The organism is Arenicella xantha, from assembly GCF_003315245.1.
Taxonomy (GTDB): domain Bacteria; phylum Pseudomonadota; class Gammaproteobacteria; order Arenicellales; family Arenicellaceae; genus Arenicella; species Arenicella xantha.
This window is the reverse complement of sequence record NZ_QNRT01000006.1, coordinates 161,323-175,178: the sequence shown is the minus strand read 5'-3', so window position 1 is coordinate 175,178 and position 13,856 is coordinate 161,323. Positions and strand designations below refer to the sequence as shown.

The window sequence follows — 13,856 nt, the reverse complement described above, 5'->3', positions numbered from 1 at the left end:
TAGCTACAACAAAAGCTATTTGCTTAGCGTGTTCCTTTAAGATTTCAATACGAAGCTCTGTATTCAATGCAAAAATTACCTAATAAATATAACGCCCTTAAAACGGGCGCGCGTCTTTTGCGCGTCCGAGGGAACGAAGTGACCAGGAGTTTTTGAGCTTGTTAGTGTTTTTCTTCAATTTCTCTCATGAAGGGCTCAACATAGTCTTTCTCCCATGATGGCTCTATATCTTTTAATTTTAAAAAATATTTTTTTGCGCTGACATAGTCAGCCTTTCCTAAATGGCTCCTTGCCATCCAGTAAATTGCTGTTGGGTTGTTAGGATAGTCATTCAGTTTCTTAGCTAAATATTCAATTAGTTCAGAATACTTTTCCTGATCATGGAGGTCTATAGAGTGATTGCGAATTCTATCTGAACGTTGAAGCTGCCAATTACTCGAAATATTACCTATTACATTTAATGCTTTTGCTACGACCAATACACCAAGCAACAAAAGAATAAGAGTTAATATGTCCCTGATTTTTTCCAGCTCTAGCAGTATGTTTTGATCCACGATTCCTCCGTGACACTAACGCCTTGCCAAGGGGCGGCGCGAAGCAGCCGTCCCGCGGAGCTGCGTTGTTTGCAGCGGAGTGTACTTTGACAACTTGTTATAGAGCATTAGCTATGCACCATGAAATAAGTGACAGAGTAAAAGGAACTCCTAGTGCAAAAATACGCCAGAAGCTTGAGCTTAAATATCTTTCTAGATTTGGGTTATTGGCTCGCACGATAAAATTATAAATGTGCTCTGCCGAAAACCCAATAAAGAAAAATGAAGCAATACAGAACCAAATTGTATCTTCTATCAAATAGACAGAAATAGCATAGAGCACTGCCATCAAGGGAACCATCAGTAAAAATGACACTAGGTTGTTGTAATTGGCTCTTGCACTCATACGATATTATTTAGCGCTATAACGCCGCAAACAGCGGCAGACTTGGCGTTGATTTTTTTGTGCGCCAATGGCGAAGCCATGCACAAAACGAGCGACGGCAAGGCTGTCCAAGGAGCGCAGCGACTGATGCTGATTTGCTTTGTTATGTGTGCTCATTGCTGCACCACTTGTTATAAATCACGGGAACAAAAAAAGCGACTATTGATGCAATAAAACCAACACCCATTCCCCATGAGCCAATGGGATGAAAAACACCAAATGAAAGTAATACCACCCAAGATAAAACCAAAATAGCTAACAGAACACCTGATGCCGTAATTCGATGCGTTTTATCCCCCGCACCATTGCGTAACCAGACCACAAGAATGATCGTGGATAGAACACTTAATATTAGTAGTGGTAGACCTGCGCTCATATTTTCCTAAGTAGCCTCATAGCACATAACGCCGTTAAAACGGGCGCGCGTTTTCTGCGCGTCCGAGCACACGCAGTGTGCGGTAGTTTTTGACCTTGTTATGAGTTTAACCATCAAGCACAACACCTAAAACTTTAAAGCCTTTTTTTGAGTCTGAAATAACTATGTATGATTCGCAATCTATACAAACACAATTAGGTTTTTCTGCTGTCATGCACTTACCTTGAAAACGAACGCTCCACTGCATACTTTTTTCTTGATAGTGAATTGTAACGTCCTGTGTTTCATTTGATACAACGCTATATCCATTGTTATTTAAAAATGCAACGAGTTCAGATTCGCTTGACTTATGCCCTTGTGATAAAGCAATTAAGGGAAATAGAAAAAGTACACTTAACAATGTTTTCATTCTAATACTCATAACGCCAAGCAAAGGGGCGCGAAGTATTGAGCGTCCCGCCGCAGGCGTACTTTTGGTTCTTGTTAGTGAGAATTATGCTGCCCCACTACTATTTAAACCACTTAGCTTTTCATGTATCTCTCGGCTTTTATTGCCGAGAGATAGAAATAGACTAGTTTTAGTTAAACCAGAACTTCGAATATAAAGTGCCTTTTCATTAAGCTTCCTATTAAGCTTTATCTCGATTATTTCTGAGCTATCTTGATAATCTTTATCAAGAACGATGTTCTCTACCTGCTCCCATGGTACGAAAGATAGAGCTTTTCTTGATGTATGAAATTCAAACCCTTTCTCATTCGCCCAAAAGTATTCCACCGGTTTGGAGCGAGGCAACCAATATGCTAAAGCAGCTAGCACTAATATTAGGACAGAGCTCCCGCTGCGCAGGAGATAGAAATGAAGCACCGTACCGGCCAATAGCAACAAAACAAAAAGGTGTGAACCCCTCAGATCTCGCTCTAGAGCTACGGAGTATTTTGACTCTCTCATCTCACTAACAGTTTTCATATCCAAACTTAGTTATGGATATTTTTATTGAGAATATTTTTATAGTGACTTTCATAAATCCATATTAATCAATGCGTTAGCGGTTTCAGAAAATTATAAACCTAACTGAGTTGGGTTTATATTGGTACCGACAAAAATCCTTACTCCTTGATTTCTGTGTGTTTTTTCGATAAATAGTTCGAACTTGTGTGTATTTCTTGAATCGTTAAGCTAATATTTTTAGAATAGTTGGTATCTTAAAATGATTCAAGGAGTGAATCTATGGCTAGAGTACCGCGGACACGTGTACCGATTCCTGAAAAGCCGGTTCGATTTATGCATAAGTTACGTGCATTTATTCGTAGTCGAGGTTTATCGGTTTCTACTGAGGGGCATTATTGTCGATGGATCAAGCGTTTTATTAAGTATCACTCATTTAACGATCCGAGTGAAATGATGCCCAAACACGTCGAGCAGTATTTACACCACATGGTGGTAGTCGACGAGGTGACCACGAATACACAGAAGGCGGCGTTAAATGCGTTGGCTTTCTTGTTTAATCAGTTCCTTGGTCGGCCGTTAGGCCAAATCCGAGTGACGAAGAGTAAGCGCCGGCGTAAGGTTCCGGTTGTTTTGTCGCATCATGAGGCTCTATCGCTGATCGCCGCTCTGGCTTCACCATGGCGTTTAGTCGCACAGTTGATGTACGGCAGTGGCTTAAGAATTAATGAGGCCTTGAGCCTTCGCATAAACCACATAGACTTTAGTGGAGGGTTGATTGTAGTGAATGCGGGTAAAGGTGGCAAAGATCGCGTCACCTTGTTACCAGAATCTCTTATCCCGAGCCTTGAGCAGCAAATTTGTATGGTACAAGCTCTGCACAGTGCCGACAGTAGACGCGGGTTAGGGCGGACTTACATCGCTGGAGGGAAACACTCGCCAACTAAGTCGCGCGCCAAGCAACTTGGTTGGCAGTTTTTGTTCCCCGCTCGGTCCATCTCATTCGATGTGCAAAAGCAAGTGCCTGTCCGCTACCATTTGTCTGATGCAGCGATGAGTACTCAGCTTAAACACGCGACGAGATCGCTCGGTCTCACCAAGAACGCGACTCCACACACATTCCGCCATTCTTTCGCTACGCGTTTACTAGAATCGGGTCAGAGTATCCGCGTGATTCAAGAGCTGTTAGGGCATGCGAATGTGTCGACCACGGAGATTTATACACATGTGCTGCATAAGCACGGACTTGATATTGCAAGCCCGCTGGACGCGTTGTAATGTTTTTTTCTACTCAAGTCATGGGTGACACCTTACTTCTACCAATGAGTTTGAGAAATGGAAAGAGCCAAACATCAGTATTTCAGCGGGATTGTCAGCAAGACTTTTGCAGAGATGTAAGCTTAGTAAGAATAGAATAGTTAAGGAGTGAAGTTTAATTTAAGTATATAAAATCTAATGTCTTTAGGAAGTTAAGGTAGCCCAAAAAGGATGGGGCTTTGGTTGTGTGTTTAATCCGTTCTCATAAGCTTCCTGACATTCTTGCCTAGACTTGCACGCTCGTGCAAATTCTTGACGATGACCGCTGAGCTAAAAATCAGCAATTTATTGTGTTGGAACACCATCTAAAGAGACATCAAAAGATACCGCCTCGTCAAACCTGTGGTTATCAAATACTCTGAAAGAGAAATAGGTATTTGGTTGAAAGAACCCTTGAGAGAATTCGGATTTTTCGCAGCTAGCAACATCGCCATTCGCATCAAATGAAGTTGATAGTATGCTGCCACCGGATAATCCGCTTGCCCCAACATTACCCGTGCCCTCAAATTTGACACTAGACGATGATGAGCGGCTGATTCTGAGGTTCGTTATCCACGCGTTTGGCTTTTCTCTATCAGTAAAGTCAAATTCTACACCAGCGATCGATACTTCCTCAGCCAATAAACGACGATCTTTAAGTTCAAACAATGAAATTTCGAAACAGGCGGAATCTCCTGGCTGGAATATACGTCTGTTGATTTTGGCGCTGTGTTCCCAAATAAAATCCAGCCTGTTACCTGCAAGGTCATGAATTACTAGGCGAAGATTCTCTATGTTACTTTCAGTGTGATTAAATACTTGGCCCGCGAGAAAGTAACCTGTTTGTACATAATTTTCCTGAATATCAACTGAACCTGCTGGTGTTGGAGGTGGCGGAGGTCCAGTCGGTGCGTCTGGTTTTAGACCAGCTACGATGGCTGAAATAAAATCAAGTATGTCATTTTCTTGTGCTTGTGAGTTGCCAGTGCTAAATGTCAAAAGACACAAAACTGTGGGCCAAAGAATGGCTTTGTATATTTCGCGAACTAGCATTGTACTGCCCCAATTATCGTTAAATTATGCCAGTTCTGACTCGTAGACAATGTCTTCGAACCTTAAAAAGACATTTGACGTGCAAGATATTCTTTAATATTCGGTCAGAATATGGTTCTGACTTCATTTTTAGTAAACCCAAACATTAAAGAATGATCAAGAAGATTTTGGAATCTACCGAATCTCAGCGTTTTTAGCAATTTACATTTGAGCTTCTACAGCGAGTTGGTGGACCTTGTATGTATAAGTCGAGCGTGATTTGTAATGGATTGATATTCACCACCTTAGGTCGCTTACTGGCGGTTCTAGTATTGTATTGGGTTTTTTATTGAGTGCGCTTTGCAGTTGGAGGGGATGCGCGTTAAAATTGCGCAGCTGAACAACCACAACACAATGTTCAAACCAAATTAAGGAGTAACGAATGGCACGTGGTATTAATAAAGTAATTATTGTTGGTAATTTGGGCAATGATCCCGAAGTGCGCTACGGTAACAATGGCGCAGCGATTGCTAACTTGAGTGTCGCGACATCGGAAAGTTGGAAAGATAAAAACACTGGAGAGCAAGTTGAGAAAACAGAATGGCATCGTATTGTCATGTTTAATCGCTTAGGTGAGATCGCCGGTGAATATTTGCGCAAGGGCTCAAAAATCTACATTGAAGGTAAGTTGCAAACACGTAAGTGGCAAGATCAAAGTGGGCAAGACCGCTACACCACTGAGATTGTCGCAAGTGAAATGCAAATGCTTGATTCGCGTGGCGACAACATGGGGCAAGGCGGTGGCGGAGGCTATCAACAGTCTGCACCTCAGCAAAACCGTGGCGGTGGTCAAGCTGCTGGTGGACAAGCAGGCGGTGCGCAGCGCGCGGCGCCAGCACAGTCTACACCACCACAGCCAGCGCCTGACTTTGATGACGATATACCGTTCTAGGCATTGTCTCGGAAGCAGTATTTATATTAAGTAGTTAAGAAAAGCCCTTGTATAAAAAGGGCTTTTTTTTATTTTCTGTGAGAATAGAAGCTTGCTCATTGACTATGCCTGCATTGTCATCATTCGAGTATTTAGCGTGATTAGTTTTAAATTACCCAACCATTTTCAGCTGCGATCTGGTCGCAATATAGCGATGAAGTCAGCAATAAAATCGCATTCCGGTTGTATAATGAAGTGCTCTAAAAAGCACTATGCCGAATGTGTTTTGTAGCCAATTGAAGCACTTTTTGGCTAATTAAATCTGTGAGATATAAAATTATGAAAGAATTCCAAACCATTGAATATAAACAGCAAGATAGAATTGCGACGATTGCATTTAATCGTCCTGATGCGGCCAATGGTCTGAACTTGGAAATGGCGACCGAGTTTGCGTTGGCGGCTCAAAGGGCAGCGGAAGATGCGTCGCTAAAGGCGGTGATTCTGACTGGCAATGGCCGTTTTTTCTGTGCTGGTGGAGACGTGAAGGCTATGCAAGAGAGCCCATTAGGTCCAAGTGCCGGCGTCAAACAGATTGCCGATGAGCTGCATAAGGCGATTTCGATTTTGTCGCGTATGGCCACACCGTTGATTGTAGCGGTTAATGGTACCGCTGCTGGTGCGGGTTTTAGTACTGCTGTGATTGGAGATTTGGTGGTTGCCGCAGAATCAGCCAAGTTCACCATGGCGTACACCAACGTTGGACTTAGCCCAGACGGTAGTGCGAGTTACTTTATGCCACGTCTAATCGGCTTGCGTAAGACTCAGGAGTTGATGTTCACTAATAAAGTATTGAATGCTCAAGAGGCGCTGCATTGGGGGTTGATTAATCGTGTTGTGCCGGATGCGCATTTGATGGCGGCGGCTTTAGAGTGGGCTGAGATGTTTGCTAACGGTGCGTCAGGCTCGTTCGCTGCAGTCAAATCACTGTTGTTGCAGTCGCCAACCAATGAGCTGGAAGCGCAGATGGCGTTAGAAGCGCAGACTATCGCGGAACGAGCTGATTCGGCCGATGGTCAAGAAGGTATTGATGCTTTTGTTGAGAAGCGCCGACCGACATTTAGTTAGTGTGATCAAGCTGGCCTAACGCTAAGCAAATAACCCGTGCAAATACCAATTTTTACCGCCACGCTCAAAAAAGATCCACAGTAGCCGACCATTAGGTTGTCGTGCAATAAAGTAGTCTCTGCTTTGTAGCTTGGCCCACCAGTGGCTGGTAATACGGTTGGGGCCGTGAATAATATTCAACGGGCCTTCAAGTAAGGGTTGGTTGGCATGTTGTGCCAGCCTTTTTGGTTGCTCGAGTAACCAGAGTGGTTCATCTTTGAGCGTATTGTTATGCAGTTGTGGTGTGTTGTATTGAGGGCTGCTTTCTTTAACAAGCTGCACCGAGGCGTGTCGGCGGCCATTTGCTAGTTCAGGTAAGTGCTCGGGCTCAGGGCTTACTCGAAATAGTGTGTTGTGACCAAGTCGGTTGCTTAGCTTGTCGATTAACTGATCGAATTGTTGTGTGGCTGGCTTAGGGTCAAATAAGTCGTTATTGAACAAGGTGACGGGCACTAATTGTGTGCTACTCAATTCAATGCTTGAGAACTCCCAGCTTAACTGGAGGCTGGCAAGTTTAAGCTGCGTTAATTCCTCAAACAGTAATACCGCTTTATCTTGGTTAGAAATTAGGTCTTTGCTGCTTATGCCAATGGTTACGGTTTTCAATAAGCGGTTGTTGTCTTGATAGAACCGCCAAGTAAAACTGCGACATACTAATTGGCGTAGTGCTAGGAAGCTGGCTAAATCCTGTAATAGTCGATTCAATTGTTGCTGAATCCAGTTTAAGTTATGGATCGGCTCAGCAAAATCCACACTGGCATGAAATGTCTCAGGTGGAGTGATTGCGATTTGCGGGTCGGCTAGGTTGCCGTAGAGCTTTTCAAGGTAGTCCAGCAACTTCCTGCCAAATCGTGCGCCAAGTTCTCTGTTAGGTATGGCGTTTAAATCGTTAAGACTTTCAAGCCCGCAGTTATGCAGTTGCGCTATTGTTTTGTCATCAATATCTAGGTGTTCGATGCAAGCGTTACCCAGGTTGTGTGAAATTAGCTTGCTTGTGCTGGGTTGATTTTGCGCTTGACTGAAGCTGCTTACATAAGCGGCCTTAGCTGTATTGGCGAGACCTTGTTGGGCTGCAATTTTAAAGCTGGCTAAATCATTATTAAGTAGGTTGAGTAAGTGGTTTAAGTTATTGAATAATTTAACACTTTTTCCTATTTCTAGAAGTAAAGTGTGGTCGTTGTAGCGACTTACTAATGACGTAAACCGGTAAGCCCAATGGCTTAGTTGAGTAAGTCTGTTGGCTTCTCTGTCGGGTTCGCGTTCTTGTAAATGAAGGGTCGGGTTAAGCATTAGTGCATGGTTTACGCTCATGCCTGGGTTAATACCAGATTTGGCCGCTTGAGTATTACATTGCCAGACTTGCTGTTGGTACGTAATGGCAGCTGGCTGTTCGGTATCTAATGCGATGTCGAGACTGTTAAGTGCTAGGTGCGTTAGTCGTAGGCATAGCCAAAGGGTCGGCGGCTCTTCTGGTTTTTCTTTAGTCTTTGTGTTGAGCTCGCGATTTTCTAAGCGGTCTTCTGAGCGGTCGAATGAAGGGCTGCGAGGAGTTTTTGATGGTGTGTCTGGCATGGTACGAGGGCATTTCGGCACTAATGCACAGTGGGTAATGACGATAGTGGTGCTAACACAGTTACCGAGGCCTGTTGATGCAAATGTTGGTTCGGCGTCTCGATGCGTTCGGGCACAATAGGCACTTGCGTTTGGTTGTGATGAGGCAGTAACCCGACTGGCAATCGCTGCCAATTTTCATAGTGTGGCGACAATGACAAGGTGAGCCGTTGGCCGGCCCAGCCAGCTGGCTGTTTGACAATATGTAGTGTCAGTTTACTGTATGAATCGGATTGTAGTTGTATGCGTAATCCAGATGCGGATGACTGTGAGAGGCAGTCGCTATGGCGTAATAGCACATTCCAACTGCCTGACTTTTCAGCTGCCAATTGTAGGCGACGAAGTTCTCGTGTAGTGAGATTGTAGTTTCCGCTCCAACACAATACGGCGGCACAGCATTTAGACAGTAAGCATTGCTCGCTGGCCCACAATGTATCTTGGATGTTACTAGTTTGAACTATCGTTAGCTGACTGACATCAATTTGCTCTTTAATGAAGCTCGGCGCAAAAGGCAGAAACGGTGGCGCAACCAAAATAATGTGTTGGGCTTCATGTGACCTTTGTTGTAAGGCTCTGAGTGCTGGAATTAGCAGACGCAACTCACCGATACCGTGTTGCGAAATGCCAAGCTCAGAAGTAATGCCTAATGGCCAACCGCCGATATGCAGTTGCTGGTCTAATTCGGTAAAGCCGGTACTAATCGTTTTTTTTCGTTGCTGCTGGGGTCTGTTTGAGCCGCGCCAGATATTAACGCTACTGTCGGCCCCAATTTTATTCAGTGTGTCAGCTTTTTGTGAATCCGTTAGTTTGTTAGCTGGCGGGTTCTTTTCCGCAGTTTTTTGCTGTGTTTCAGTGTTGTGTGTGGCTTGTTTATGTCGGTCGCTGTCGCTCATCAACGCAGTATATTTGAATGATGTACATAATTCAAATTGTTACTGGCTGGAATCGGCGCATGCTTTTTAGGGTGAATCTCTATGGATTGTCGGGAGCGGCGAAGTCTTTCACTGCGCGCAGTAGTTGGCGACAAGTAACTTGCCCAATTAATGTGCCGTCGTCTGAAATCACCGGTCGGCGACGATGTTTGTGCAACATCATGTCGGTAGCAACATCCACTATATTGTCTTGCAGTTTGACCGAGATCACCTCTTTGGTCATGTACTCTGAGACTTTGCCTACGGGGTTTTTATTGTAGACTGAACTCAAAATAGCCCGTAGACAATCTAGTTCAGACAGTACGCCGACTAGCTTGTCGGTATCATCAACCACACACACACCGGATACTCGGTAGACCAATAACTGATGAATCGCTTCAAACACATCATCACTGGGTTTGACTTTGACCGGGTTGGCCAACATATAGTCTTTCATTTGAACTGAACGTAGCATCGCATTCTCCTAACTAGATGTTATGTGAAATTTCAAACTGTAGACGCATCATGCATCTAGACAATTCATTAATGTTCATAGTGATCAACAAGTTCACCTTAATAAACATACCACAAATATATTTTTTGACGAGAATCAGCGTAGCGGAATTAATTCACAGCATGAATATCAGTCATTTAACTTGAATTGTTGATGTGAGATATATTGCCGTATCGGTAACTAGAGGAGGGTAGTGCTAGACTTGGTGACTCATCCTTGAGTGACCAAGTTTATGTTTATTGCTATTAACTGAGCTCGACAAGATTGCTCAGTGACGTTTAGCTAGATTTTTAGCTTTGCTAATCGTTCCCAGGTTTCTACTACCGAGTCTGGGTTAAGTGATACTGAGTCAATACCTTGCTTAAACAACCACTCAGCAAAATCCGGATGGTCGCTCGGGCCTTGGCCGCAAATACCAATGTATTTTCCTGCGCGGTTACATGCTTCGATCGCCATTGACAGCATCTTCTTAACGGCCGGATTACGTTCGTCAAAGAGGTGCGACACAATGCCTGAGTCTCGGTCTAGACCAAGAGTTAATTGTGTCATGTCATTAGAGCCAATCGAGAAACCGTCGAAGTGCTCAAGAAATTCATCGGCGAGTAGGGCGTTGGAAGGTAGCTCGCACATCATGATTACCTTAAGACCATTTTCACCACGCTTCAGGCCATTTTCACCAAGTAAGTCAATGACTTGTACTGCTTCGTCAACGGTTCTGACAAAGGGGATCATGATCTCAATGTTGGTAAGTCCCATGACATCTCGAACATACTTAACAGCTTGGCATTCCAATTCAAAGCAGTCGCGCATGCTCGGAGCGATATAACGTGACGCACCGCGGAAACCAAGCATTGGGTTCTCTTCGTCAGGTTCGTAGTCATGGCCGCCAACCATGTGTGCGTATTCATTTGACTTGAAGTCAGAGAGACGCACGATGACCCGCTTGGGACTAAAGGCACAAGCTAGTGTGGCTATTCCTTCGGACAATTTCTTGACGAAAAAATCAGTCGGTGAGTCGTATCCAGCCATATATTCATCAATGATGGCTTTTACGTCGGCTGGCTGCTTGTCATACTCAATAAGCGCTTTCGGATGAACGCCGATCATGCGGTTAATAATGAACTCCAATCGAGCTAGGCCAATCCCTTCATGTGGGAGTTGAGCAAAAGTGAATGCTCGGTCTGGATTGCCCACGTTTTGCATGATTTTGAAGGGTATTTCAGGCATGTTATCGAGCTTGGTAACTTGCTTCTCGAAGTCCAACTCACCAGCATAAATGTAGCCAGTATCGCCTTCCGCGCAAGATACCGTTACCGCCACACCGTCGTCCAATAGTTCGGTAGCATTACCACAACCAACTACGGCTGCGACGCCTAGTTCACGAGCGATAATGGCAGCGTGACAGGTTCGTCCGCCACGATTGGTGATAATTGCTGAAGCGCGTTTCATTACCGGTTCCCAATCGGGGTCGGTCATGTCGGTGACCAGAATGTCGCCGTCTTGCACAATGTTCATTTGATCAATGCTCAAGACTTTACGAACCTTGCCACTGGCAATACGTTGTCCGATGGCGCGGCCTTCGGCTAATACTGAGCTGGATTCGTTTAGCTTGTAACTGACCTTCATGGTTGCGTCAGATTGACTTGCCACTGTTTCGGGGCGTGCTTGCACAATATACAGCTGTTGATCATCGCCATCTTTAGCCCACTCGATATCCATCGGTCGGCCGTAATGCTTCTCAATGATGAGGGCTTGGCGTGCCAAAGATTCGACGTCGGCGTCGGTGATAGAGAACCGTTTGCGTTCGGCCGCATCAACATCAACGGTTGATACTGAGCGTCCTGCGGTGGTTTCGCCGGAATAGATCATTTTGATCAATTTGCTGCCCATATTTCGGCGTACAACGGCGGGGCGACCGGCATTGAGCGTGGGTTTGTGCACGTAGAACTCGTCAGGGTTCACTGACCCTTGTACTACCGTTTCACCTAAGCCATAAGACGAGGTAACAAATACCACGTCGTCAAAGCCGGACTCGGTATCGAGAGTGAACATTACCCCAGCGGACCCTGTTTCACTGCGTACCATGCGTTGTATGCCAGCGGATAGTGCGACATTTTCATGCGCATAGCCTTGGTGTACGCGATACGAGATCGCACGGTCATTAAACAGCGAGGCGAAGACTTCGTGTACCGCATGTTTAACCGCAGCTAAACCTTCGATATTTAAGAAGGTTTCTTGTTGTCCAGCAAATGATGCGTCGGGTAGGTCTTCAGCCGTGGCGGATGATCGAACAGCGACTTTTAGGTTGGCATTACCGCCTTGCATGGCGGTGAAAGCTGCGTCTAATGCGGAGTCGAAAGCGGCTGGAAAAGGTGTTTCAATAATCCAACGTCGGATGTCAGCGCCAGCGCTATTGAGGTCGTCAATATTGTCAACATCCAAAGCATCTAGCCGGGCATTAATTTTCTTGTCTAAGCCATCAGTCGCTAAGAATTCACGATAAGCATTTGCGGTGGTAGCAAACCCATTCGGCACCGATACGCCAAGTGAACTAAGATTTGCGATCATCTCACCGAGTGAGGCATTCTTGCCCCCGACATGTTCCACATCGTTTATAGTAAGCTGATCGAACGCGATGATGTACTCGTTGGAGTGTTTCGTGTTCAAAGGATAATCCTCATTTGGATTAAGTATTTTCGTGGAACTGAAGTTTAACACGCAGCTTTACGAGAACAAATCGTGTCCTGAATAATCGGTATACAGATACCTAAAGAAATCGCTAAAAAGGTCAAAAAAACGCATGAAACGCAAAGTTTTCTTCTTATCAGATAGTACTGGGATGACCGCTGAGAATTTAGGTCGAAGCTTATTGGTCCAATTTCCACAGATTCAGTTTGAAAGTGTCACTAAACCGTTTGTTGATACACCTGAAAAAGCGCATCGCATTGCAGCTGAAATCAATAAAGAAGCACAAGAGTCGATAGCGCGGCCAATTGTCGTCGACACCATTCTGAATCAAGATGTAAGTATTGTTATTGAGAATTCTAACTGTTTCTATATTGATGTTTTCTCGACATTTTTATCGCCTTTAGAGGCCGAACTGGGCGTTAAGTCGGCGCATAATGTTGGGCATCCGGCTATTTTTAAAGAGGACAGTCGTACGGTTGACCAAAACTATATGCAGCGGATTGATGCGGTGCATTTTGCATTGGCAAATGACGATGGCATGCATTTGCATCGTTACGCTGAGGCGGACATTATTTTGATCGGTGTGTCGCGCACAGGCAAAACGCCGACCAGCGTTTATTTGGGTATGCAATATGGCGTAAAAGCGGCGAATTATCCTTTGATTCCTGATGATCTCGATACTGGCAAGCTACCCAATGCCTTGGTTGAACATCAGCGCAAATTATTTGGTTTAACGATTCGCCCAGCGCGTTTGTCAGAGATTCGTAATGAACGTAAACCGAATAGTCAGTACGCCAACTTACGAACCTGCGTGGATGAAATTCGCCAGGCTGAGACCTTATACCGCCAATATCGGGTGCCCTATATCGATACCACGCAGCTTTCTGTTGAGGAAATTGCCGCACGTATGTTGCAGCGTGCCGGGATCGAGCGACGTGTAGCAAGTTTATGAGTGATGAGGTCTGGATGCAGCGTGCGCTAGTCTTAGCGCGACACGCTGAAACAGTAGGAGAAGTGCCGGTCGGTGCGATTTTAGTTCGCGACAATAACGTGATTGGCGAAGGGTTCAATCAGCCAATCTCTCAACAAGACCCGACCGCTCATGCTGAAATCAATGCCTTGCGAGCGGCGTGTAATCATGCCCAAAACTATCGCTTGCCGGATGCTACGCTGTACGTAACTCTGGAGCCTTGTGCTATGTGTGCTGGTGCGTTAATTCATGCGCGAGTTAAGCGTGTGGTTATTGCCACCGCGGAACCAAGAGCGGGCGCCGGTGGTTCAGTACTCAATATTCTTCAGAATGAGCAATTAAACCATCAATGTGAAGTTGAATTTGGCGTGTACCAGCAAGATAGCGCTGACATGCTTAGAGCGTTTTTCCGATCGCGCCGCTAGTCTGCGAATTCATT

General features: G+C 45.0%; 15 protein-coding genes. 5 read left to right on the top strand and 10 right to left on the bottom strand.

The window, feature by feature from the left end; all coding sequences use genetic code 11:
* Window positions 1–161 precede the first annotated feature (161 nt).
* The 5 genes from DFR28_RS17340 to DFR28_RS17325 all read right to left on the bottom strand — a co-directional run bounded on the left by DFR28_RS17340 (window position 162) and on the right by DFR28_RS17325 (window position 2,321).
* The gene (locus DFR28_RS17340) at window positions 162–554 is read right to left on the bottom strand and encodes a tetratricopeptide repeat protein (RefSeq protein WP_113955657.1); all 393 of its coding nucleotides are present in this window, start codon (window positions 552–554) and stop codon (window positions 162–164) included.
* 391 nt (window positions 555–945) lie between these two features.
* The gene (locus DFR28_RS19755) at window positions 946–1,095 is read right to left on the bottom strand and encodes a hypothetical protein (RefSeq protein ID WP_170132159.1); all 150 of its coding nucleotides are present in this window, start codon (window positions 1,093–1,095) and stop codon (window positions 946–948) included.
* Window positions 1,082–1,354: a hypothetical protein gene (locus DFR28_RS17335; RefSeq protein WP_113955656.1), complete on the bottom strand. Its 273-nt coding sequence runs from the start codon at window positions 1,352–1,354 to the stop codon at window positions 1,082–1,084. Before DFR28_RS17335 ends, DFR28_RS19755 begins: the two co-directional genes overlap by 14 nt.
* A 106-nt stretch (window positions 1,355–1,460) precedes the next feature.
* Window positions 1,461–1,763, bottom strand: a complete 303-nt coding sequence (locus DFR28_RS17330) for a hypothetical protein (protein ID WP_147251050.1) — start codon at window positions 1,761–1,763, stop codon at window positions 1,461–1,463.
* An 84-nt stretch (window positions 1,764–1,847) separates the two neighbouring features.
* Window positions 1,848–2,321 (bottom strand): hypothetical protein, encoded by a 474-nt coding sequence (locus DFR28_RS17325; RefSeq protein ID WP_113955654.1) that lies wholly within the window; start codon window positions 2,319–2,321, stop codon window positions 1,848–1,850.
* Between the two features lie 261 nt (window positions 2,322–2,582).
* Here DFR28_RS17325 and DFR28_RS17320 point away from each other — a divergent pair, with 261 nt between their 5' ends.
* Entirely contained in the window at window positions 2,583–3,578 is a 996-nt protein-coding gene (locus DFR28_RS17320) for an integron integrase (RefSeq protein WP_113955653.1), read from the top strand.
* A gap of 324 nt (window positions 3,579–3,902) precedes the next feature.
* Here DFR28_RS17320 and DFR28_RS17315 read toward each other — a convergent pair whose 3' ends face one another.
* Window positions 3,903–4,649 carry a hypothetical protein gene (locus DFR28_RS17315; RefSeq protein ID WP_113955652.1) on the bottom strand — a complete coding sequence of 249 codons (747 nt, stop codon included), beginning with the start codon at window positions 4,647–4,649 and terminating at the stop codon, window positions 3,903–3,905.
* Window positions 4,650–5,070: 421 nt separating this feature from the next.
* Between DFR28_RS17315 and ssb the strand changes: the two genes are divergently transcribed.
* Both ssb and DFR28_RS17305 read left to right on the top strand, forming a co-directional pair.
* On the top strand, window positions 5,071–5,580 hold the full coding sequence (gene ssb, locus DFR28_RS17310; RefSeq protein ID WP_113955651.1) for a single-stranded DNA-binding protein: 510 nt from the start codon (window positions 5,071–5,073) through the stop codon (window positions 5,578–5,580).
* Between the two features lie 318 nt (window positions 5,581–5,898).
* Window positions 5,899–6,684 carry an enoyl-CoA hydratase/isomerase family protein gene (locus tag DFR28_RS17305; RefSeq protein WP_113955650.1) on the top strand — a complete coding sequence of 262 codons (786 nt, stop codon included), beginning with the start codon at window positions 5,899–5,901 and terminating at the stop codon, window positions 6,682–6,684.
* A 21-nt stretch (window positions 6,685–6,705) separates the two neighbouring features.
* On the opposite strand, the gene DFR28_RS17300 is transcribed toward DFR28_RS17305, so the two are convergent.
* The 4 genes from DFR28_RS17300 to ppsA form a co-directional block, all read right to left on the bottom strand.
* Window positions 6,706–8,295, bottom strand: a complete 1,590-nt coding sequence (locus DFR28_RS17300) for a Y-family DNA polymerase (RefSeq protein ID WP_113955649.1) — start codon at window positions 8,293–8,295, stop codon at window positions 6,706–6,708.
* A gap of 20 nt (window positions 8,296–8,315) precedes the next feature.
* On the bottom strand, window positions 8,316–9,227 hold the full coding sequence (gene imuA, locus DFR28_RS17295) for a translesion DNA synthesis-associated protein ImuA (RefSeq protein WP_113955648.1): 912 nt from the start codon (window positions 9,225–9,227) through the stop codon (window positions 8,316–8,318).
* A 79-nt stretch (window positions 9,228–9,306) separates the two neighbouring features.
* Entirely contained in the window at window positions 9,307–9,720 is a 414-nt protein-coding gene (locus tag DFR28_RS17290) for a CBS domain-containing protein (protein WP_113955647.1), read from the bottom strand.
* 321 nt (window positions 9,721–10,041) lie between these two features.
* Complete coding sequence (gene ppsA, locus DFR28_RS17285; RefSeq protein ID WP_113955646.1) at window positions 10,042–12,426, bottom strand: phosphoenolpyruvate synthase; 2,385 nt, start codon at window positions 12,424–12,426, stop codon at window positions 10,042–10,044.
* A gap of 133 nt (window positions 12,427–12,559) precedes the next feature.
* On the opposite strand from ppsA, the gene ppsR reads away from it, so the two are divergent.
* Together ppsR and tadA are read left to right on the top strand one after the other, a co-directional pair.
* A complete protein-coding gene (ppsR, locus tag DFR28_RS17280) occupies window positions 12,560–13,399 on the top strand; it encodes a posphoenolpyruvate synthetase regulatory kinase/phosphorylase PpsR (protein ID WP_113955645.1) in 840 nt (279 codons plus the stop codon).
* Window positions 13,396–13,842, top strand: a complete 447-nt coding sequence (gene tadA / locus DFR28_RS17275; RefSeq protein ID WP_113955644.1) for a tRNA adenosine(34) deaminase TadA — start codon at window positions 13,396–13,398, stop codon at window positions 13,840–13,842. Before ppsR ends, tadA begins: the two co-directional genes overlap by 4 nt.
* Window positions 13,843–13,856 lie beyond the last annotated feature (14 nt).